This is a genomic window from Corynebacterium sp. HMSC064E08, assembly GCF_001811805.1.
GTDB lineage: Bacteria > Actinomycetota > Actinomycetes > Mycobacteriales > Mycobacteriaceae > Corynebacterium > Corynebacterium jeikeium_D.
The window spans coordinates 232,907-253,950 of record NZ_KV806693.1; the positions used below are offsets into that span (position 1 = coordinate 232,907).

The window sequence follows — 21,044 nt, forward strand, 5'->3', positions numbered from 1 at the left end:
GCTTTTATAACTCATCAGCTCGCTGAAGCAGGTGGACGGCCAGGTTCCATCCGGCCAGCTCCGCCTGCCAGCCAGCTGCTGCGAGGCGCTGATTGACGGCCTGCTTTGAAACTCCCAATTCTTCCGCGGCCTCTACCTGTGAATAACCAGCGCGAACCAAACCAGTTGCCTCGCGGCCTTCGGGGGACCTGCGAGAGATAACGTGGTGCAGCAATGTGAATGCTGCACCAATATCCTCCGAGTAATCCTTACCACGCGGATTGTTAGTCCGAATGCGGGTTTTTACCGTGCCGGCCCTGCCTCCCTTACCGACGACTGAGCTCGATGCCAGATGCGCTTGCTCAATGTCGTCCTGAGGACAAACACCGATACCTATCGCCCAGTCACCTGCGGCCAATAGCGCCAGCACAAGCGTGGTGACTCCCACAGCATTTTCAGGAGCTGCGCGAAGCTCTTCGATACCTGCAACCTCAACAGTTCCTACGCCTTCCAGGCCGGAAAGTGCCTGCGCAGAGGCCTGAACGTGATCTGCCCTGCGAGTAGATCGACCGCGATACCTGGCAAAGACTGAGTACATACGCTCTAGTCTAGCCCCACCCCTTGACAGCTGGGCTAAGACACGTTCCTTCGCTCCGCAAACTCACAGGCAACCAACACCAGCTCGCCGAAAAACTCACGCCTAGCTCAAGAGCGCCAAGCGGTGTTTTAACGTTTCGAAGAACCGGTTACGACAGGGAACTTGGCGTCCGCAAGAAGTCCCAGCAAACCAAGCACGAGCAGAATTCCCGTGGCCACCGCAAAGCGCACGTCGAAGCCGACCAACAGCGCGTCGCCAAGCAGAACGACGGCGAGTGTGTTCGGCGCCGAACCTAGGGCAGTGGCGATGATATACGGCACGATGCGTATCGACGACAGCCCACAGGCGTAGTTGAGAAACGAAAATGGCACGCCAGCAATCATGCGCAAGCTGAGCACTGTGAGCCAGCCGCGTTGCTCCAACCGATGGTCGAGACTGAGAAGACGGCGGTTGGTCAGGTGCGTGCGAAACCAATCGCGCCCCAAAAACCGCACAATGCATAGGGAGAGAAGGGCAGAAACCGTCGTCGCAGTAATTGCCAGCAGGAAACCGAGCACTGGCCCGAAGAGGATTCCGGAAGCCAAAGTGAATACGGTGCGGGGGATTGGGAACTGAGTCAGTGCAACGTATGCGAGGAAGTAGAGGAGCGGGAACCAGTCACCGGCATCGATGGACCACTGCCGGATGGTAGCGACCGTGGGAACATCGACGTACAGCGTGACGACGACCCCCACACCTACGGCTAGCACCAGCAGAACCTTTTTGAGTGTAGGGGTAATTCGCACATCGGATACGTTCACCCATTTGAGGTTACCGGGGATTGCGGGGAAGCGTGTGACCTGCGCGTTGGAGGCTCTGCGAGGAGGGCTAGTCAGCGGCTAAAGGCGTTTGCCCATTATTTCACTAGGATGGGAATCAAGGTCACTATGCCTTGGCTCGAGCACTTGACGTGCCCGTCAGCACAAAACCGAACGTAAGGGTATTGCACAAATAGCTGAAAAGTTCAGTGCATGGACACTCGGGTGAGTCTTAGCGTCTGACTAGTGGCTCTTATTGACTATTGGAGGAAGCCAACGCCTTTAAATCCCTTTCCGTCGCGGAGAATTCGGAAATTGTCGCAGCCGAATTTCCTCGGTTATGGATTGATAGAGGCGTTGCTTAGAACATGTAAGGGAGAAGGTCTGTCGTGACTGACCGAACGACCCCCGAATCACCTTCCACGCTGCCACCAAACTTCGAGGAATTGCAGAATTCCTGGTATCAGGGCGTGGCCAAGGTATTCGCGCGGGTGCACAAGCAAGACGTTGCAGATGTACCGCTCGATATTTGGAAACGACTGATTCAGACCACCTATGACGGTGTCGATGTTCGCCCGCTCTACACCCGCGCGGACGAGCTCGCGGAAAGCCCAGCTCCGGGCCAGTTCCCATTCGTCCGTGGCGCAAAGGTCACTTCGGACAACACCAACGGTTGGGGCGTTCGGGAAACCTTCGGTCGCCAGTACCCAGGTGAGGATGCACTTGACCCAAAGGCCGTCAACGAGACTCTGCTGACTGCACTGGAAAACGGCACCACGGACATCCGCCTGGACTTCACCGGCTCCCTCGAAGCCGCTGATGTGCCGGCTCTGCTCAACAACGTCTACGTCGACCTTGCTCCGATTGCCGTGCATGCCGGTAAGAAGACTGCGCAGGTTGCGGAAGCACTGACGTCCTACATCGAGCAGGCAAACCCGACTAATCCGGACGCCGTCGCAGTCGAGCTTTCCGCGGCTCCGCTGACCTCCGCTTTTGCCGGTATTGACGATATTTCTCTCGACGAGGCCACGCAGCTGGCCGTCAAGGCGGCTAAGCAGCCGGGCGACGTCCGTGCCCTGCTTGTCGACGGCGTTGTTTTCTCCAACCTGGGTGCAAACAACATCCAGGAGATTGGCTACAGTCTCGCCGTTGGTGTCGCCTACTTGCGTGCGCTGACCGACGCGGGCTTGAGCGCTGAAGAAGCCCTCGGCCAGATCGCTTTCCGCTTTGCCGCTACCGACGACCAGTTCGACACCATTGCGAAGTTCCGCGCCGCTCGCGTTCTCTGGGCCCGCGTTGCTGAGGTTATCGGCGCCCCTGAAGCTGGCCGCGCTCCGATGCACGCCGTGACAGCCCCGGTCATGTTCAGCCAGCGCGATCCGTGGGTCAACATGCTGCGTGTGACTGTCGCCTCCTTCGCCGCAGGTGTCGGCGGTGCCTCCTCAGTTGAGGTTCTGCCGTTTGATTACGCAGTTGTCGGCGGCATGCCGAACGTCTCCAAGACTTTCAAGGCTCGCATCGCTCGCAACACCAATCTGTTGCTGCTGGAAGAGTCTCACCTTGGTTACGTCGCCGACCCAGCAGGTGGCTCCTACTTCGTCGAAGACCTGACCGAAGAAATGGCCGACAAGGCATGGGAGATCTTTACCGGCACTGAGGCCGGCGGCGGTTTCGCCTCCGCGGAGGCCGATATTCGCGCCGCCCTGGACGCTACCTGGGAAAAGCGCCGCGCCGACATCGCACACCGCCGCACCAAGGTCACCGCCATCAACGAGTTCCCGAACCTGGCTGAGGCCCCACTGGCTCCTGAGGCCCGCCCGGAGGGCGACCCGATTCGCCGTTGGGCCAGCGACTTCGAGGCGCTGCGCAACCGCTCCGATGACTTCCTGGCTGAAAAGGGCAACCGTCCGCTGATTGCCATGCTGCCGCTGGGTCCGCTGGCCAAGCACAACATCCGCACTGGTTTTACCTCCAACCTGCTGGCTTCCGGCGGTATCGCCGTCGCCAACCCCGGCCAGGTTGTGCCGGGCGAGGCAGGTTTCGAAGAGGCAGTGAAGGCCTCTCCGATTGTCGTGCTGTGCGCAGCCGACAGCGAGTACGAGGCCTCGGGCCAGGACGCTGTCAAGGCCGCCCGCGCCGCCGGCGCTAAGGAGGTCTTGGTGGCCGGCTCCGAGAAGAGCTTCGCCAATGCCGCTGAGGACGCTCGCCCCGACGGATACCTGAACATGACCATCGATGCTGTCGCGGAGCTGTCCCGACTGCTGAACGAACTGGGAGCGTGAAGGAAGTAATGACCACCATCCCAAATTTCGCTGACATCTCCCGCAACACCGACGACGCAGCCGCTGCCACCAACAAGGCAGCTGCCGCGGAAGCTGGTGAAGTGTGGACCATTCCAGAGGGCATCGATGTCAAGCGCGTCTACGATCGCGCTGACCGCGACGCCGCTGCTGCCGAGGGCCACCCGGTAGATTCTTTCCCGGGTATCGCCCCATTCATGCGCGGGCCGTACCCGACCATGTACACCAACCAACCGTGGACTATTCGCCAGTACGCTGGCTTCTCCACCGCAGCTGAGTCCAATGCCTTCTACCGCCGCAACCTCGCGGCCGGCCAGAAGGGCCTTTCGGTCGCTTTCGACCTGGCTACCCACCGTGGCTACGACTCGGACAACCCGCGTGTGTCCGGCGACGTCGGTATGGCCGGCGTGGCAATTGACTCGATTTACGACATGCGTGAGCTCTTCCAGGGCATTGACCTGGGCGGCGTCTCGGTGTCTATGACCATGAACGGCGCTGTGCTGCCGATTCTGGCCTTCTACATTGTCACCGCTGAAGAGCAGGGCGTTTCGACCGAGCAGCTGCGCGGTACGATCCAGAACGACATTCTCAAGGAGTTCATGGTTCGTAACACGTACATCTACCCGCCGAAGCCTTCGATGCGAATCATCTCCTCGATCTTCGAGTACACCTCGGCAAAGATGCCGAAGTTCAACTCGATTTCGATTTCCGGCTACCACATTCAGGAAGCGGGCGCGACGGCCGACCTTGAGCTCGCTTACACGCTTGCCGACGGCATCGAGTACCTGCGGGCCGGTATTGACGCTGGCCTGGAAGTTGATAAGTTCGCTCCGCGTCTGTCCTTCTTCTGGGGCATCTCGATGAACACCTTCACCGAGATCGCCAAGCTGCGTGCAGGCCGCATCCTCTGGTCCGAGCTGGTTGGCAAGTTTGGCCCGAAGAACCCGAAGTCCCAGTCCCTGCGTACTCACTCGCAGACCTCTGGTTGGTCGCTGACCGCTCAGGATGTCTACAACAACGTCGCGCGTACTGCTGTTGAGGCTATGGCCGCAACACAGGGCCACACCCAGTCGCTGCACACCAACGCACTGGACGAGGCTCTGGCACTGCCGACTGACTTCTCAGCCCGTATTGCTCGTAACACTCAGCTGCTGCTTCAGCAGGAGTCCAACACCACGCGTCCGGTTGATCCGTGGGCTGGTTCCTACTACATCGAGTGGCTGACTAATGAGCTGGTCAAGCGTGCACGCCAGCACATCGACGAGGTCGAAGAGGCCGGCGGTATGGCACAGGCCACCATCGAGGGCATTCCGAAGCTGCGTATTGAAGAGGCTGCAGCTCGTACGCAGGCCCGTATTGACTCGGGTCGTCAGGCTCTCATCGGCGTGAATAAGTACCAGGTCGAAGAGGACGAGGCCATCGAGGTTCTCAAGGTTGAGAACTCCCGCGTGCGCCAGGAGCAGATTGACAAGCTGGCTCGCCTGCGCGCCGAGCGCGACGAGGAAGAGGTTCAGAAGGCACTGGCCGCTCTGACCGACGCTTGCCGTAACCCGGGTGAACCGGGGGACCTGGACAAGAACCTTTTGAAGCTCGCTGTCGACTGTGCTCGCGCCATGGCCTCCATCGGTGAAATCTCCGACGCCATGGAAGAGGTCTTTGGCCGCCATCAGGCCGAGATCCGTACTCTCTCCGGCGTCTACAAGGACGAAGTTGGCAAGGAGGGAGCCGTGTCCAACGTCTCCAAGGCCATCGCCATGGCCGATAAGTTCGAAGAGCAGGAAGGTCGCCGTCCCCGTATCTTCCTGGCCAAGATGGGCCAGGATGGTCACGACCGTGGCCAGAAGGTCATCGCGTCCGCCTACGCGGACCTCGGCATGGACGTTGACGTGGGACCGCTGTTCCAAACTCCGGAGGAGGCCGCCAAGTCGGCAGTCGACTCGGATGTCCACGTCGTCGGTGTTTCTTCGCTGGCCGCCGGACACCTGACGCTCGTTCCTGCCCTGCGCGATGAGCTGGCAAAACTGGGTCGTGAGGACATCATGATTGTTGTCGGTGGTGTTATCCCACCGGGCGACTTCCAGGAACTCTACGATGCCGGCGCCGCGGCTATTTACCCGCCGGGCACTGTCATCGCTGATTCGGCAATCGACATGATGACCAAGCTCTCTAACGAGCTGGGCCTCGACCTTGCCGTTGACGAAGAGTCCTAAATAACTACCGCATCCGCGCTGGGCTGACTGTTCAGCTCAGCGCGTTGTCGGAATTGAGAAGTAGCGATGAACGAGTATCTTGAAGAAAACCTGGGCACCCTCGTCACTACCGCTGGCACGGTCGTTGAGGGAAAGACCGCTGTAGCCCCCGAAGTCGTCCGCCGTGCGCGACGACGGATCGATGTCGACGACCTCTTTGAGGGCGTGCGGGCTGGAAACCGCACTAAGTTGGCCCGGGCAATCACGCTGCTGGAGTCGACTGCTCCGGCGCATAAGGTGCTGGCTCAGGAACTACTGGTGAAGTTGCTGCCATTTTCCGGCAAGGCCATGCGTGTCGGCCTTACCGGCGTCCCCGGCGTCGGTAAATCAACCACGATTGAAACCCTCGGACTGAAGCTGATCGAGGAGGGCCACCGCGTTGCAGTGCTGGCCATCGACCCGTCGTCGACGAAGTCCGGTGGTTCGATTCTGGGCGACAAGACCCGTATGTCCCGACTCTCGGCCGCGGATGAAGCCTTCATTCGTCCGTCGCCCTCTGCGGGCACACTCGGTGGTGTCGCCAAGGCAACGCGTGAGGCCATGGTGGTGCTCGAGGCCGCAGGCTACGACATTGTCATCGTCGAAACTGTCGGCGTCGGTCAGTCCGAGGTCGCGGTGGCCCAGATGGTGGATACGTTTGCGTTTCTGGCACTCGCCGGCGCTGGTGACCAGCTCCAGGGCATCAAGAAGGGTGTGCTGGAGATGGCCGACGTGATTTCTATCAACAAGGCGGATGGTAAGAACTTGCGCCCGGCAAAGCGCGCTGCGCGTGATCTGATGACGGCCATGAAGATGGTTCGTTCCTCAGACCAAGTCTGGACGCCACCGGTACTGACTATGTCGGCATTGGAGGACGACGGCATCGACAAGTTCTGGCAAGCCATCGAAGACCATGTCGAGGCTATGCACGAGAATCATCTCTTTGATGAAAACCGCGCTAACCAGCAGATTAAGTGGATGTGGTCCATGGTTCACGAGACGCTCTTGCAGCGGCTCAACACCAACGAGGCTGTGCAGACAGAGAGCACCCTGGTGGAAAAACAACTCCGCTCGGGGCTGCTCACACCGACGCTCGCCGCCCAGCGCATCATGGAGGCATTTGACCAGGGAAGGGCATCGAACGCCGGGCTCGCCAACTAGGTTCAGAAAGGCGCGGGGTTTTCGTCGTAAAGCGAGTAAAGCGGGCGTATCCGTGTGCGCCTACTGACCGCGGTGATGGGGCGGATCGCTGTAGAGCGTGTGTTCGGCGAAGTGGAGAGCGTTGACCACGAGGTTGGTAAGGTGCTCGTCGGGCTGAGAGTAGAAGCTAGACGTGCCCTCCTTGCGGGTCTGCACCATATTGGCCATGCGCAACTTCGCCAGGTGCTGAGAAATCGCGGGGACGGGGCGATCGAGCGCGCTAGCGATGGCGGTGACGGTCATCTCCCCGTCACGGAGGAGCGACAGGATCGAGAGACGCGTCTTGTCGGCCATCAACTTCAGTACGTTAGTGGCAACGTCGAACTCGGTGCTCGTAGGAGCCTTCTCAGTCATTTGGAGGGGTAGTCCTTTCGAAGTCGACATGCCAAACGCTTGCGATGTTCAATGAGTTGAACCTTACTACGTATTGATACCAGTATTCAATTTCAGATGTCACAATAGGCTGTCACGAAAAGGGGAGAGTGCACCTAAGGGGCCGCGACCAAAGGTACTGAAAACTCCTTCAGTAATATCATCTGCATGGATTGGTTGATGGGTACCTTCCCGTGGCTGGTGGAGGACTTAACGTGGTGGCAAGTACTATTTTTCGCACTCGACTACACGATTAAGTTCATCGCGATTGGATGGGTGCCGGAAAACCGAAGCCCATCGGCTTCGACGGCGTGGCTGCTGCTGATTCTGCTGATTCCATTTATCGGCCTACCTCTGTTCCTCTTCCTGGGCTCGCAGCAGATTACGGGCCGTCGGCATGAGGTACAGGCACTGGCACAGGAGCTCATTGCGGAACGTACCGAGCATCTGCCCGACGTACCGGACGATGCCGAGATAGAAGATGACGTTGTCAACGTATTCAAGCTCTCGCGCCAGCTCACGGGAATGCCGGCAATTGCCAGCGCGGAAAAGGGACTTTTCACCGAATTCGACGCCTCCATTGACCGCATGATTGAGACCATCGATGCGGCCCAGAAATCAATCCACGTGCAGTCCTACATCTTTGCACTGGATTCCAGCACGGAGCCTTTCATACAGGCTCTTGAACGCGCGCACGACAGGGGACTAGAGGTCAAGGTACTGGTCGATCCAATTGGTTCGTGGAAGTACCCCGGCTACTACAAGCTGAAAAAGCGCCTGGACCAGGCTAAAATCTCCTGGCACCCGATGCTGCCCGTGAGCTTGCTGAAGCTCACCTGGCGCCGCCTGGATCTGCGTAATCACCGCAAGCTCGTAGTTGTTGACGGCGACATTGTATTCATGGGCTCGCAGAATTTGATTGAGCCCGAATATCAGAAGAAAAAGAACCATAAGATCGGCCGTCGCTGGGTGGACACGTGGATTGAGCTCGAGGGCGATATTGCGCTGGCCTTCGACGCAATTTTCGCGGTTGATTGGACCAGCGAGCTATACAAGACCCCAGACGCCACCAGGGACTATTCACTCCACAACACCGAAGTCAACGACAACTACAACGTTGTCCAGGTGCTGCCGTCGGGTCCGGGCTTCAGCACGGAGCCGAACCTGCGCGTCTTCAATAACATGATCTACCAGGCACACGAGCGGATTATCGCCGTCAGCCCGTACTTCGTCCCCGACGAATCCATGCTCATGGCGCTGACCTCTGCCGCATATGGAGGCATCGACGTCCAGCTCTACGTCAACGAAGAGTCCGATCAGTTCATGGTCGGCCACGCGCAGCAGTCCTACTACCAGGCACTGCTAACCGCTGGCGTGAAGATCTACCGCTATCCGGCGCCTGCGGTCCTGCACTCCAAGTTCATGGTTATCGACGACCGCATGGCCATGTTCGGCTCCTCCAATCTGGATATGCGCTCGTTCGGCCTCAACTACGAGATCACGCTTCTTTCCGCCGCCGGTTCCATCGTGGACAAACTGATCATGCTTGCCGACGAGTACCGCGACAAATCTTTCCTGCTCACCCAGGAGGAATGGAATGACCGGCCCCTTCGTCAGCGCTACCTGGACTCTGTTTTCCGCTTGACCTCGGCGCTGCAATAGGGCAGTCCCATACGACAGATAAAGCAAAAATCCCGAGAGCTGCATTTACTGCAGTTCCTCGGGATTTATCTTGTGTCCGGAGGGGGACTTGAACCCCCACGCCCGTTAATAGGGCACTAGCACCTCAAGCTAGCGCGTCTGCCATTCCGCCACCCGGACCGGGTAGGAAGCACTTCCGTGCTGACCTGTGATACTGTATCCCGACTACATAATGAAACACAAATTGGCAGGTCAGAGGGGCATTAGCGCGCCAAACCTGGGTGTAATTACATCAGCGGTGTTAGCCCCGCATCCGCCTTGGATTCGCACTGAGAATCAGGCCCTGCAGATAGGGAGTCTTGTGAAGTCCCTGCAGCGCGCTCATAAAGTAGGCAAACTGGTAGTTATGACTACGAATTCCAACGACACCGCAAACGACACTGCAAACAACGCTACAAACAACACTGCAAATGCTCCGGTTTTCCCGGGACCAGATCCGTACGCACCGCTGAAGGATTTGCCAACCTTCGAGCTGTCCTCGCCAGATATCAAGGACGGCGAGAAGATTGCGGATGAATTCCGCGCTCCGTCGAATGTTTCCCCACAACTGGATTGGGCAAATCTGCCGGAGGGCACTAAGTCCATTGCCGTGACCTGCTTCGATCCGGATGCTCCGACCGCTTCGGGCTTCTGGCACTGGGCTGTCTTCAACATTCCAGCGACCGAAAAGGGTCTGCCACAGGGAGCTGGCTCCGAAGACGGCTCTAAGCTGCCAGAAGGCGCTATCCAGCTTGTCGGCGACTCGGGCATGCGTGGTCACTACGGAGCTAACCCACCGGCGCAGCATGCCCCACACCGTTACATGTATGCGGTGCACGCGGTCGACGTGGAGAAGCTTGAAGTTCCGGAAGATGCGACGCCGACCGTGCTTGGCTTCAATCTGTACTTCCACTCGATTGCGCGTGCCATCATCACGCCGTGGTGGGAGAACGTCGGGGAGTAGGGATACGCCGCCCACACGGGCAACTCAACCGACCGGGCACGCTACTCATACAGAAAACCCCGGGGCCAGCGCCTTCATGGCAGCTGGCCCCGGGGTCACGTGTTTATTGGGTTAGGAAGCCTCAACGGCTTTCAGCAATTAACCACGCCACGGCAGACCACAGCCGACTGCCTCCGAAATGGAGTAGAATCCCTGAGCTCGAATCTGGCGAGCCAACCCTTGGTGAATGTCACGAATCCAGTCTGGACCGCCATAAATCAACGGTGTGTAGCCCTGCAACAGGGAAGCGCCGTTGGCAATCCGCTCCCACGCCTGCTCAGCAGTTTCAATGCCGCCGACGCTGATGAGAACTAGTTTGTCTCCGACGCGCTCGTGCAGCAGCTTCAGCACCTCTAGTGACCGAGCTGCCACAGGAGCACCCGAGACTCCACCGGCCCCCATCTCCGCGACCTCATCCGCGGGCGTACGCAGACCCTCACGAGAAATGGTGGTGTTGGTAGCCACAATGCCTGCCAGCCCCAGGTCAACAGCCAGGTCAGCAACCGCGATGACATCATCGTCAGAGAGATCAGGAGCGATTTTGACCAGCACCGGCGAGTCGGTCTCCTCAGTCACCGCTGCCAGAATCGGGCGCAGTGACTCCACCGCCTGAAGGTCGCGCAGACCCGGCGTGTTCGGTGAGGAGACATTGACAACAACGTAGTCCGCCAAGCCGCCGAGCTGGCTGGCCGACTCTCGATAGTCATCGACGGCCTCTTCCAGCGGAGTCACCTTGGTCTTGCCAATGTTGATACCAATCACGTCGTCACTGCGACGCGACCGCAAGTTCTCCGCTACAGCAGCTGCGCCGGGGTTGTTGAAACCCATACGGTTCAAAATGGCGCGGTCTTCCTTCAGACGGAACAGACGCGGGCGATCATTGCCCGGCTGCGGCTTGGCAGTCACGGTTCCCAGTTCCGCGTAGCCAAAACCAATTGGCCCCCAGCAATCCGGAGCAATAGCAGCCTTGTCGAAGCCTGCGGCGAGCCCCAGCGGACGCGGGAAGTCCACGCCGAACACGGTTTGACGCAGCACAGCATCGTCAACAACGAGTAACTTGCTCACCGCCCGCTGTAGACTCTCCGACTTCTGCAGCCCCTTCAGGGTCTTCGAGATGGCCTCGTGAATCTGCTCCGGTGGGACCTGGAACATTGCCTTTAGCGCGAGTTGATAGGACTTGGCGCGAAGTTTCGAAGGCATCTACTTAGTCTCTCCCTCGGAGTCGTCTGCTCCCTTGGTGTCACCTGCACCGGTCGGTAGTTTATCGGCTGGTTCCCGAACCGACATCTCCTCACGAATCTTCTCTGCATCCTGCTTGAAATCAGCAATTGCCTTATCGACGTCCGCGGAGTCAAAAATCTGGGCCCCGTCACCGGTAGCCGAGAAGACGCCAATCTGGCCATCCTCGGTGGCAACAATCGACTGTGGATCTGCAACCGTGTTGATGTCCGCGACCTTGACTGGGGTACCCGAGCTGATGTCGTAGCCAGTCAGCTTGTTCACCTTCGTCGAAGTCACCCAGACAATTCCGCGCGATTCATCGACCGCTACCGCCCACGGAGCCTCCGGGGCCGGAGCTGCCTGGTGGAGGCGAATGACGTCAGTGGCAGTGTAAATAAGAAGCTGGTTGCCCTTGGTGTCTGCGGCAGCAATGACATGATCACCGGAAGCTACCTTGCCGACGCCGATGCCCGCACGCAGCGCAGAGCCAGCGCGAGACTCATCGAGCTTGAGCTCATGCACCGAAGTCTCCGGACGGTTGACCTCTAACAGCTTGACGTCCGCGTCATTGTCCGCTTTGGGAATCTCAACGAGCTGCGAACCGTTATTGGCAGCCTTGAAGTCACTGGCCAACTCGCCATCAGCGCCGAACACATCGACGACATTGCTATCCGCATGGGCACCGATGATGCGACCGCCTTCCAGGCCAACTGCGGCGGAGTAGTTGGTGCCACGGCCGACAACGGCCGTTTCCGTAGCCTGGTCAGTAATGACGTGGATGCCATCTTCACACGGCAGCAGAGCGTTAGGGCCGCCCGGCGCGAGCTCACCACACTTCGCGTCCAGCTTCATTGATCGCTCAATTGGGTTATTCAGCGGACCGGCAAAGATTTTGTCCCCGGCCTTCAGGACAACTCGGTCGCCGACCAGCACGGCATCGGTAACGTCCTCATCAATCTTCTTGGCCCTCCCGATAGCAGTATCGGGAGCAGCGGGTGAAGCGGCCGGCACTGGCGTGGCGTTGCCCATTCCGGCATCGATGTCTCCTTCCACATCGGAGGAGCACCCTGCCAGGACCACTGCGCTAGCGGAAAGCCCCGCTAGAAGGGAGGTTATGACACGTCGACGACTGTTTTCACTCACGCTATAGAAACTACCACCCCGGCCTGATTACTTTGTGGACGCCTCCAGCCGTGGGAGGCTCTCGCATTCGTTGTGCCTTATAAGTCTTTATAAGAATGCGGTTACTGATTACAGCGTGACGTCGTCAAGCGCGTTGCAAATCTGCGGTGGCAGCGTGAGTTGTTCGGCGGTGAGGTTTTCGCGTAGCTGAGCGCGGTCTCGAGCGCCAACGAGGATCGAGGTGACGCCCGGCCGATCGCGTGCCCAGGAAATCGCTGCGACGGCAGCACTGACGCCGAGCCCCTTGGCTGCGGTGGTCAGCGCGCCTGCAACCGTGACGCCGCGTGTGTCGAGATAGTCCTGTACCTCTGCATCGGCGTGTTCGGAAGCAGCGCGGGAGTCCTCGGGAATGATGTGCTGGTATTTGGCGGTCAAAACGCCTTGGGCCAGTGGGGCGCCACCGATAAAGCCGAGCCCCAAATGCTCACAGGCGGGCAGCAGTTCTGCCTCAGGGCTTCGCTGGAGCAGCGAGTACTCATGCTGTGCGAACACCGGAGCGATTCGATCCGCGGCGGCATGCGTCACCGCTGCCTGCCATCCGCTGTATCCACGCAGTCCGGCGTAACGTACTTTCCCCGTACGCACAGCCCATTCCAGGGTGTCGGCGACCTCTTCCGGTGGGGTCAGCCCATCCCAGTAGCCGGGCGACCACAGATCAATGTGTTCGACGCCGAGGCGTCCGAGCGTATCGTCGAGGTCCTTTTGCAGTGTCTTACGCGAGCAGTCCACGCGCCTGCCGACGGGCCGCTCGGGGTGTATGCCAGATGCGACCGAGAGCACCAATTCGTCGGCAACGCCGCGCTTTGCGATGACCGCACCCAGCATGTCGGCAACAGTGTCGCCGCCGTGGAGTGGGGAAGCGTCGACAAGGTTGCCTCCGGCGTCGAGGAAGTCCGTCAGGATGCGTCCGGCCTCGTCTTGCCTGGTACCCGCACCCCAGGTGGCCGTACCCAGCCCCAAGGCGGAGACGCGTAAACCGCTGTTGCCCAGAATTCGTTGTTGCACGATTTTTACTTTAGGACACCCGTGTGCGGTCGCGGGAAAAGTTCCGCGGGAGAGGTCTCGCAATCGCCGCACCGAAACCTCGCTATAGCCACAACACAAACCGAACGAGTAGCCTATACACCCGTGACTATCATGACGACACTAAGCGCCTCAGCGGATACCGCTGCCGATACCGCCGGCACCGGTATGACCTGGGCGCAGACAATCATCCTGTCCGTAGTGCAAGGTCTGACGGAATTTCTCCCGGTGAGTTCCTCGGGGCACCTTCGGATTGTCTCCGAGCTGCTGTGGGGCCAGGACGCCGGCGCATCCTTCACCGCTGTGGTGCAGCTTGGTACCGAATTGGCTGTGTTGGTGTTCTTCGCTAAGGACATCTGGCAGATCCTCACTGGCTGGTTTGCCGGTCTGTTCAATAAGGAAGCCCGCGGTTTCAACTACCGCATGGGGTGGATGGTGATTGTCGGCACGCTGCCGATTGCCATCATCGGCGTGCTGGGGAAGGACCTCATCCGCGATAACCTGCGCAATCTCTGGATTACAGCCGCTGTGTTAGTGCTTTTCTCCTTTGTCTTTATCGCCGCAGAGAAGTTCGGCCGTCGTGAGCGCAACTATGAAGAGCTGACCATGCGGGATGCCATCGTCATGGGTTTCGCGCAGTGCCTGGCGCTCATTCCGGGTGTGTCGCGCTCGGGCGGTACGGTGTCTGCCGGCCTGTTCTTGCACTTGGACCGAGAGGTTGCAACGCGCTTTTCCTTCCTGCTGGCTATCCCCGCTGTTTTCGCTGCTGGAATTTTTTCGCTCCCAGACGCGTTTGACCCTGCGGCGGGACAGGCCGCTAGTGGTGCGCAATTGGCCATCGGTACGCTGATTGCCTTCGTCGTCGGCTATGCGTCTATCGCATGGCTGCTGAAGTTTGTGTCGAACCACTCCTTCGCTTGGTTCGCCGCGTACCGCATCCCGGTCGGTTTGATTGTTATGGTGTTGCTCGGCTTCGGCACGATCAACGCGGTTTAGTGAGGTAGTGAGTATTTAATGCATTCGTGGCCCCAACCACAGGTTCCCAGTCTCGGCGATGCGCGTTTCGATGTGTTCAACCGCGCCAGCAATACAGGTAAGGCGCATTCGCTTGACGACGAAAGCTCAACATCGGTACCCCTACGCCTCTACGACACCGCGGATCAGAAGGTCTCCCAGGTGGAAGCGGGACCGGAGGCGACCATGTACGTGTGTGGCATCACACCCTATGACGCCACGCACCTGGGGCACGCAGCAACCTACCTCACCTTTGATCTGATTTACCGTCAGCTGCTGGACAATGGACACTCGGTGCATTACGTGCAGAACATCACCGATGTCGATGACCCGTTGTTCGAACGTGCGGAGCGCGATGGGGTGGACTGGCGCGAGCTGGGCACCTCGCAGATTGATTTGTTTCGCTCAGATATGGAAGACCTGTCGGTGATTCCACCGCGCGACTATATCGGCGCCATTGAGTCCGTGGGCGAGGTCGTGGAAATGGTCGAGAAGCTGCTGGAGAATGGCTCGGCCTACCAGCTCACCGATGACGAGTACCCGGATGTGTACTTCCGCAAGAGTGCCACTGAGAACTTTGGTTACGAGTCCAATTACTCGGCAGAGCAGATGGCGGAGTTCTTTGCGGAGCGCGGTGGCGACCCGGATCGCCCGGGCAAGGAGGACCCACTGGACGCGCTGGTGTGGCGTGCCGCTCGCCCCGGGGAGCCAAGCTGGGAGGCTCCTTTTGGTGCGGGCCGGCCGGGTTGGCACATTGAGTGCTCGGCGATTGCCACCAACCGCCTGGGTAAGAGCTTCGACATTCAGGGCGGTGGCTCGGATCTCGCGTTCCCGCACCACGAGTTCTCGGCGGCTCACGCTGAAGCCGCTACTGGCTGTGCACGTATGGCGCGCCATTATGTTCACGCTGGCATGATTGCCCTGGATGGCGTGAAGATGTCCAAGTCGCTGGGCAACCTGGTGTTTGTCTCCAAGCTGGTGGCCGCCGGCGTCGACCCGAGCGCTATTCGCATTGGCGTGTTCGCCAGCCATTACCGCTCTGATCGCGATTGGTCGGACGAGGTGCTGGAGGCGGCCAAGGCACGTCTCGAGGCCTGGCGTGCGGCTTGCGCAGCTACTAAGACTGCCACCGATGAGAAGGCTGTGAGTGCAGCAGCGGCACTGGTTGCCGATGTGCGCGCAAGCCTGGCCAATGACCTGGATACGCCGGCTGCTCTGGACGCTATCGATGCCTGGGCTGCGGAGTGGTCCTCGGCTACCGGCAACAAGGCAGATACTGGCACAGTAACCGGCACAGCGGGTGCCGGAGAATTCGTTGCCGCCGCGCTGGACGCACTGCTTGGCGTTAAAATTTGAGCATGAGCAACTCAGATCTGTCTGCTGTCGAAGTAACGCAAGAGAACATCGATAAGCTAGTTGCCGATTTGCGCATGTTTGCCACCGGCAGCTACCTGCAGCCCGAGGAACGCGAGTTCTGGGAGCCACTTTTTGACGAATCGGTAGCCGACCAGGTCGGGGAAGCCCTCCGTGAGGCCGCCGCTGGTATTGATCAGGCGGCGGAACTGGCCGTCGATAAGCGAGAAGAAGCCGCAACGCAGGCGGTAGAGAACTGCCTACAGCGCGTGGCTGCGATTGAGCATGAGCACGGTGGCTCGATTTTTGATGAGGAGCTCGACGAGATTCTCGCGATTATCAATTCCGCAACGAAGGCTGTCGGTTTGGACCTGCCTGCGGTGAAGGCGGAAAGCTACTTTGAGATGGAATAACCAGCCCGATTAACGGCGCGGTTATGAAAGTAGACTAAGGTGTCTATTCATGACTGATCGCCACTCTTCCGAGTTCCTCACCGCACTGCACAGCCGTGTACTCATTGGCGATGGCGCCATGGGTACCCAGCTGCAGTCTTTTGACCTCGACGTTGACGCGGACTTCCTCGGCTACGAGGGCTGTAATGAGATTCTCAATGACACTCGTCCCGACATCATCGAGACGATTCACCGGCGTTATTTCGAGGCCGGCGCCGACCTGGTGGAAACCAATACCTTCGGCTGCAACTTCCCGAACCTCGCGGATTACGACATTGAAGACCGTATCCAGGAGCTAGCGCACAAGGGCACCGCAATCGCCCGCAAGGTCGCTGACGAAATGGGGCCGGGGCGCGAGGGTATGCGACGCTTTGTCCTCGGTTCGCTGGGCCCGGGCACGAAGCTGCCGTCTTTGGGGCACGCTCCGTACGCTCAGCTTCGCGACGCTTACACGGAGGCCGGACTCGGCATGATTTCCGGTGGCGCGGATGCGTTTTTGATTGAGACCTGTCAAGACTTGCTGCAGGTCAAGGCAGCAGTCAATGGCGTCAAGGCCGCCATGCGACAGGCTGAGAAGAAGATTCCGATTGTCGTCCACGTGACTGTCGAGACCACAGGCACCATGCTGATGGGCTCGGAGATTGGTGCAGCCCTGGCAGCGCTGCAGCCGCTGGGTATCGACATGATTGGCCTGAACTGTGCAACGGGTCCGGACGAGATGAGCGAGCACCTACGCTACCTGTCCAATTTCGCCTCCATCCCGGTATCGGTAATGCCGAATGCGGGCCTGCCAGTGCTGGGTAAGAACGGTGCGACCTACCCGCTGACCGCCCCAGAGCTGGCCACAGCGCTGCGCGGCTTTGTTGAAGAGTTTGGCCTGGCGATGGTCGGTGGCTGCTGTGGTACCACACCGGAGCATGTTTCCGCTGTTCGCGATGCTATTACCGGTGCAGGCGCCTACGCCGAGCAGGGCCCTGCTGTTCAGGCAGCACGCCCATCGACGGATCCGGACGCAAAGCCAATCGATGAGGTCGCTTCTCTGTACTCGGCAACCCCGCTGACGCAGACAACCGGCATCACCATGATTGGTGAGCGCACCAACGCCAACGGTTCCAAGGCTTTCCGCGAGGCCATGCTGGCCGGCGACTGGGAGAAGTGCCTAAACACCGCCCGCGGTCAGGTCACCGATGGCGCACACATGATCGACCTGTGTGTGGACTACGTGGGGCGCGACGGTCGCGATGACATGGCAACCCTGGCATCGCAGATCGCCACCTCGGTGACGTTGCCGGTCATGCTGGACTCCACGGAACCGGAGGTTTTGAAGACTGGCCTGGAGCACCTCGGTGGTCGCTGCGCGGTCAACTCTGTGAACTTTGAAGACGGCGATGGCCCGGACTCGCGCTACCAGCGCATTATGCGCCAGGTTGTTGAGCACGGTGCTGCCGTGGTCGCTTTGACTATCGACGAAGAAGGTCAGGCGCGTACAAAGGACAAGAAGATTGAGATCGCCGAGCGTCTCATCGCCGACATCACCGGCACGTGGGGACTGCGCGAGCAGGACATTATTGTCGACTGTCTGACTTTCCCGATTTCCACTGGCCAGGAGGAAACTCGCCGCGACGGCATCGAAACCATCGAAGCCATCCGCGAACTTAAGCGTCGCCACCCGAACGTGCACACCACGCTCGGTCTGTCCAACATTTCCTTCGGTCTGAACCCGGCGGCTCGCCAGGTACTCAACTCGGTGTTCCTCAACGAGTGCATCGAGGCCGGTCTGGACTCCGCCATTGCCCACAGCTCCAAGATCTTGCCGATGAACAAGATCGACGACAAACAGCGCGAAGTCGCTCTCGATATGGTCTACGACCGCCGTCGTGAAGCGGGACACCCCGACGGGGAGTACGACCCACTGCAGGTCTTCATGGAGCTCTTCGAAGGAGTCTCCGCCGCTGACGCGAAGGACGCCCGGGCCGAAAAACTCGCCGCCATGCCGCTGTTCGACCGCCTGGCGCAGCGCATCATCGACGGCGAGCGCACAGGTATCGAAGCTGACCTCGACGAGGGCATGAAGGAAAAGGAACCGCTGGCGATTGTCAACGAGGACCTGCTGCGCGGCATGCAGACCGTTGGTGACCTGTTCGGTTCCGGTCAGATGCAGCTGCCATTCGTGTTGCAGTCTGCCGAGACGATGAAGGCCGCGGTGGGCTACCTCGAGGGCTTTATGGATGCCGAGGATGCCACGGGCTCCAAGGGTTCGATTGTGCTGGCCACGGTGAAGGGCGATGTCCACGACATCGGCAAGAACCTGGTGGAGATTATTCTCTCCAACAACGGCTACACCGTGCATAACCTGGGCATTAAGCAGCCGATCGCTACGATTCTGTCCGCCGCCAAGGAACTGGATGTCGACGCTATCGGCATGTCCGGCCTGCTGGTGAAGTCCACTGTGGTGATGAAGGACAACCTGCTGGAGATCAACTCCGCCGGCGATGCCACCCGCTTCCCAGTACTGCTCGGCGGCGCCGCGCTGACGCGTAGCTACGTGGAAGACGACCTGTCCGAGCTCTACCACGGCGATGTCTACTACGGCAGGGATGCCTTCGAAGGACTGCGCATCATGGACGAGCTGATGGCAGCTAAGAAGGGCCTCGGCCCAGACGAGAATTCGCCAGAGGCCATTGCCGCCCGCGAGAAGAAGGAAGCTCGCCGCGCCCGCCGTGAGCGCTCCAAGCGCATCGCCGCGCAGCGCGCCGCCAAGGCTGCTGCTGAAGCCCCCGAGGTGCCGGAGCGTTCCGATGTCGCCGCTGATGTCCCCGTTGCGACACCGCCGTTCTGGGGAACCCGCATTGTCAAGGGCCTGCCCCTCGACGACTACCTGACCACCCTCGACGAACGCGCTCTGTTCATGGGGCAGTGGGGACTGCGCGGCACCCGCGGCGACGAGGGGCCGAGTTACGAGGAACTGGTCGAATCCGATGGTCGTCCACGCCTGCGCGCATGGCTGCAGCGCCTGCGCGCCGAGAACATCCTCCAGCATGCGGCTGTCGTCTATGGCTACTTCCCAGCAGTTTCTGAGGGCGATACCGTACACGTACTGCCGCTACCTGCGGAAGGGGAGCAGCCCGACCCCGCGGCAGAGCCAGTGGTGTCCTGGACCTTCCCGCGCCAGCAGCGTGGTCGCTTCCTATGCATTGCTGACTTCATTCGCTCGCGCGAAGATGCCATCGCCGCAGGACAGACCGACGTCATGCCGTTCCAGCTGGTGACCATGGGACAGCCCATCGCTGACTTCGCCAACGATATTTACGCCAAGAACGAATACCGCGACTACCTGGAGGTTCACGGTATCGGCGTGCAGCTCACCGAGGCGCTGGCCGAGTACTGGCACCAGCGCATTCGCTCCGAGCTCGCGTTCTCCGACGGCACAAGTGTTGGCGCGGAAGACTCCGACGATACCCAGGACTTCTTTGACCTGAAGTACCGCGGCGCTCGTTACTCCTTCGGCTATGGTTCCTGTCCGGATCTGACCTTCCGTCAGGGCATGATTGACCTGCTGCAGCCGGAGCGCATCGGCGTGGAGCTCTCTGAGGAGCTCCAGCTGCACCCAGAGCAGTCCACCGATGCGTTCGTGCTCTACCACCCGGAAGCGAAGTACTTTAACGTGTAGCTTCGCGTTATCCCTGCGGTCGCACCAGCAAGGTCTGCATGCTGCGGCCGATGGGGCCGTGCATATCGTAGAGCTCGCCCGCGGTCATGCCGATTCCGTCCGGCCCAATGGAACCGCGGGCGGCGATGCCCACCCAGCCGCCGTCTTCCGGCTGCAACTCCGATTCCGCCGACTTCTCCGAGGCGCCGAGCTGGGGGAGTCGGTGCAGGTGAACCACTAAGTCGGTATTCATAAACGCCCACTGGTGCGGGCTCAGCGTGGCCCCGATACCGTTGGCGGTATCAGCTACCTGCATGACTCGCTCCACCGCAGTCGGCTCCTCCCCGAGCACGATTGGGTACTGCGCGCGAACCCAGTGAATTTGCGTCTCGGCCAGCTCTTCCGTCGCGCCGGCGCGGGCTTCAATTGATTCGATGTAGCCGCCACTCCAATCGTCGGTAAGCGGAATGTACTCGGCGCTGCATTCCTCGGGCCCGGGCACCTGCTTGTCGAATGCACGCTCAATATCCCGCGTATCCGCAGTGGCCATCATCCATGCGGACGCGGTGGCAACTGGTCGCCAGGCACCCTTGACGTCGGCAAGCAATTCGGCTTCGACCTTGGCGATCTGCCGCCCCGGGCGCGAGACCCATGAGCGCGCGCGGAGCTCCGTGTACGGTACAGCCGACAACAGATCCACGGCGATGCGAGTAATACGCATCCCCTCGCTTTCCAGACGGCGGCGCTCCAACATGCGCGTCAGCAGCGCCGACGGCGGCGCACCGTGCTGAAACGGCCCCCACGCCCCATAAGTGAAGCTGGTGGGCATGAAGCGCTCGTAGCTGAGCTCGCCTTCGGTGACCGTCCCTAGCGGAATGAAGTATGCCTCGGGTTGGTCGATAGCCTGGGCGAGCGAATCTTCAGTGGTTGTCATAGCGAGTCGATGCCTTTCATTCACGCGGGACACGTTCATGCGGTGATTTCATGCAGCAC

General features: G+C 59.9%; 16 protein-coding genes and 1 tRNA gene. 9 read left to right on the plus strand and 8 right to left on the minus strand.

Annotation, left to right across the window (positions count from 1 at the left end; all coding sequences use genetic code 11):
- Positions 1 to 4 precede the first annotated feature (4 nt).
- Together HMPREF2820_RS02605 and HMPREF2820_RS02610 are read right to left on the minus strand one after the other, a co-directional pair.
- Complete coding sequence (locus tag HMPREF2820_RS02605; protein ID WP_048734127.1) at positions 5 to 577, minus strand: hypothetical protein; 573 nt, start codon at positions 575 to 577, stop codon at positions 5 to 7.
- Positions 578 to 705: 128 nt separating this feature from the next.
- Positions 706 to 1,377: a TVP38/TMEM64 family protein gene (locus HMPREF2820_RS02610; RefSeq protein WP_052317814.1), complete on the minus strand. Its 672-nt coding sequence runs from the start codon at positions 1,375 to 1,377 to the stop codon at positions 706 to 708.
- A gap of 386 nt (positions 1,378 to 1,763) precedes the next feature.
- Here HMPREF2820_RS02610 and HMPREF2820_RS02615 point away from each other — a divergent pair, with 386 nt between their 5' ends.
- The 3 genes from HMPREF2820_RS02615 to meaB all read left to right on the plus strand — a co-directional run bounded on the left by HMPREF2820_RS02615 (position 1,764) and on the right by meaB (position 7,063).
- Positions 1,764 to 3,656 (plus strand): methylmalonyl-CoA mutase family protein, encoded by a 1,893-nt coding sequence (locus HMPREF2820_RS02615; RefSeq protein WP_048734125.1) that lies wholly within the window; start codon positions 1,764 to 1,766, stop codon positions 3,654 to 3,656.
- An 8-nt stretch (positions 3,657 to 3,664) separates the two neighbouring features.
- Entirely contained in the window at positions 3,665 to 5,884 is a 2,220-nt protein-coding gene (gene scpA / locus HMPREF2820_RS02620) for a methylmalonyl-CoA mutase (protein WP_005510731.1), read from the plus strand.
- 66 nt (positions 5,885 to 5,950) lie between these two features.
- Positions 5,951 to 7,063, plus strand: coding sequence for a methylmalonyl Co-A mutase-associated GTPase MeaB (gene meaB / locus HMPREF2820_RS02625; protein WP_048734122.1), 1,113 nt, complete (start codon positions 5,951 to 5,953; stop codon positions 7,061 to 7,063).
- Positions 7,064 to 7,123: 60 nt separating this feature from the next.
- Here the strand turns inward: meaB and HMPREF2820_RS02630 are convergent, their stop codons facing one another.
- Positions 7,124 to 7,456: an ArsR/SmtB family transcription factor gene (locus HMPREF2820_RS02630; RefSeq protein WP_048734120.1), complete on the minus strand. Its 333-nt coding sequence runs from the start codon at positions 7,454 to 7,456 to the stop codon at positions 7,124 to 7,126.
- Between the two features lie 186 nt (positions 7,457 to 7,642).
- Between HMPREF2820_RS02630 and cls the strand changes: the two genes are divergently transcribed.
- A complete protein-coding gene (gene cls, locus HMPREF2820_RS02635; RefSeq protein WP_070547124.1) occupies positions 7,643 to 9,136 on the plus strand; it encodes a cardiolipin synthase in 1,494 nt (497 codons plus the stop codon).
- 73 nt (positions 9,137 to 9,209) lie between these two features.
- Here cls and HMPREF2820_RS02640 read toward each other — a convergent pair.
- A tRNA-Leu gene (locus HMPREF2820_RS02640) sits at positions 9,210 to 9,295 on the minus strand.
- A 226-nt stretch (positions 9,296 to 9,521) separates the two neighbouring features.
- On the opposite strand from HMPREF2820_RS02640, the gene HMPREF2820_RS02645 reads away from it, so the two are divergent.
- Positions 9,522 to 10,118, plus strand: a complete 597-nt coding sequence (locus tag HMPREF2820_RS02645; RefSeq protein WP_070602620.1) for a YbhB/YbcL family Raf kinase inhibitor-like protein — start codon at positions 9,522 to 9,524, stop codon at positions 10,116 to 10,118.
- Between the two features lie 138 nt (positions 10,119 to 10,256).
- Here the strand turns inward: HMPREF2820_RS02645 and HMPREF2820_RS02650 are convergent, their stop codons facing one another.
- From HMPREF2820_RS02650 to HMPREF2820_RS02660, 3 genes are all read right to left on the minus strand, one after another.
- Positions 10,257 to 11,357 carry a quinone-dependent dihydroorotate dehydrogenase gene (locus HMPREF2820_RS02650; protein ID WP_049189276.1) on the minus strand — a complete coding sequence of 367 codons (1,101 nt, stop codon included), beginning with the start codon at positions 11,355 to 11,357 and terminating at the stop codon, positions 10,257 to 10,259.
- Positions 11,358 to 12,521 (minus strand): hypothetical protein, encoded by a 1,164-nt coding sequence (locus HMPREF2820_RS02655; protein ID WP_187401166.1) that lies wholly within the window; start codon positions 12,519 to 12,521, stop codon positions 11,358 to 11,360.
- A 108-nt stretch (positions 12,522 to 12,629) separates the two neighbouring features.
- Complete coding sequence (locus HMPREF2820_RS02660) at positions 12,630 to 13,565, minus strand: aldo/keto reductase (protein WP_070602622.1); 936 nt, start codon at positions 13,563 to 13,565, stop codon at positions 12,630 to 12,632.
- A gap of 132 nt (positions 13,566 to 13,697) precedes the next feature.
- On the opposite strand from HMPREF2820_RS02660, the gene HMPREF2820_RS02665 reads away from it, so the two are divergent.
- The 4 genes from HMPREF2820_RS02665 to metH are packed head-to-tail and all read left to right on the plus strand — an operon-like array spanning position 13,698 to position 20,072.
- The gene (locus HMPREF2820_RS02665; RefSeq protein WP_040361409.1) at positions 13,698 to 14,579 is read left to right on the plus strand and encodes an undecaprenyl-diphosphate phosphatase; all 882 of its coding nucleotides are present in this window, start codon (positions 13,698 to 13,700) and stop codon (positions 14,577 to 14,579) included.
- Positions 14,580 to 14,597: 18 nt separating this feature from the next.
- Positions 14,598 to 15,953, plus strand: a complete 1,356-nt coding sequence (gene mshC, locus HMPREF2820_RS02670; RefSeq protein ID WP_070602624.1) for a cysteine--1-D-myo-inosityl 2-amino-2-deoxy-alpha-D-glucopyranoside ligase — start codon at positions 14,598 to 14,600, stop codon at positions 15,951 to 15,953.
- Positions 15,954 to 15,955: 2 nt separating this feature from the next.
- Complete coding sequence (locus HMPREF2820_RS02675) at positions 15,956 to 16,363, plus strand: hypothetical protein (RefSeq protein WP_016422788.1); 408 nt, start codon at positions 15,956 to 15,958, stop codon at positions 16,361 to 16,363.
- A gap of 49 nt (positions 16,364 to 16,412) precedes the next feature.
- Positions 16,413 to 20,072: a methionine synthase gene (metH, locus tag HMPREF2820_RS02680; protein ID WP_049170562.1), complete on the plus strand. Its 3,660-nt coding sequence runs from the start codon at positions 16,413 to 16,415 to the stop codon at positions 20,070 to 20,072.
- A 7-nt stretch (positions 20,073 to 20,079) separates the two neighbouring features.
- On the opposite strand, the gene HMPREF2820_RS02685 is transcribed toward metH, so the two are convergent.
- Positions 20,080 to 20,985 carry a thioesterase family protein gene (locus HMPREF2820_RS02685; RefSeq protein ID WP_070602627.1) on the minus strand — a complete coding sequence of 302 codons (906 nt, stop codon included), beginning with the start codon at positions 20,983 to 20,985 and terminating at the stop codon, positions 20,080 to 20,082.
- Positions 20,986 to 21,044 lie beyond the last annotated feature (59 nt).

Coding starts and splice junctions, on each gene's coding strand:
- HMPREF2820_RS02665 (WP_040361409.1), top strand. CDS start 13,698: ATGACGACACTAAGCGCCTCAGCGGATACCGCTGCCGATACCGCCGGC.
- HMPREF2820_RS02630 (WP_048734120.1), bottom strand. CDS start 7,456: ATGACTGAGAAGGCTCCTACGAGCACCGAGTTCGACGTTGCCACTAAC.
- scpA (WP_005510731.1), top strand. CDS start 3,665: ATGACCACCATCCCAAATTTCGCTGACATCTCCCGCAACACCGACGAC.
- HMPREF2820_RS02650 (WP_049189276.1), bottom strand. CDS start 11,357: ATGCCTTCGAAACTTCGCGCCAAGTCCTATCAACTCGCGCTAAAGGCA.
- metH (WP_049170562.1), top strand. CDS start 16,413: ATGACTGATCGCCACTCTTCCGAGTTCCTCACCGCACTGCACAGCCGT.
- cls (WP_070547124.1), top strand. CDS start 7,643: ATGGATTGGTTGATGGGTACCTTCCCGTGGCTGGTGGAGGACTTAACG.
- HMPREF2820_RS02675 (WP_016422788.1), top strand. CDS start 15,956: ATGAGCAACTCAGATCTGTCTGCTGTCGAAGTAACGCAAGAGAACATC.
- HMPREF2820_RS02685 (WP_070602627.1), bottom strand. CDS start 20,985: ATGACAACCACTGAAGATTCGCTCGCCCAGGCTATCGACCAACCCGAG.
- HMPREF2820_RS02645 (WP_070602620.1), top strand. CDS start 9,522: ATGACTACGAATTCCAACGACACCGCAAACGACACTGCAAACAACGCT.
- mshC (WP_070602624.1), top strand. CDS start 14,598: ATGCATTCGTGGCCCCAACCACAGGTTCCCAGTCTCGGCGATGCGCGT.
- HMPREF2820_RS02605 (WP_048734127.1), bottom strand. CDS start 577: ATGTACTCAGTCTTTGCCAGGTATCGCGGTCGATCTACTCGCAGGGCA.
- meaB (WP_048734122.1), top strand. CDS start 5,951: ATGAACGAGTATCTTGAAGAAAACCTGGGCACCCTCGTCACTACCGCT.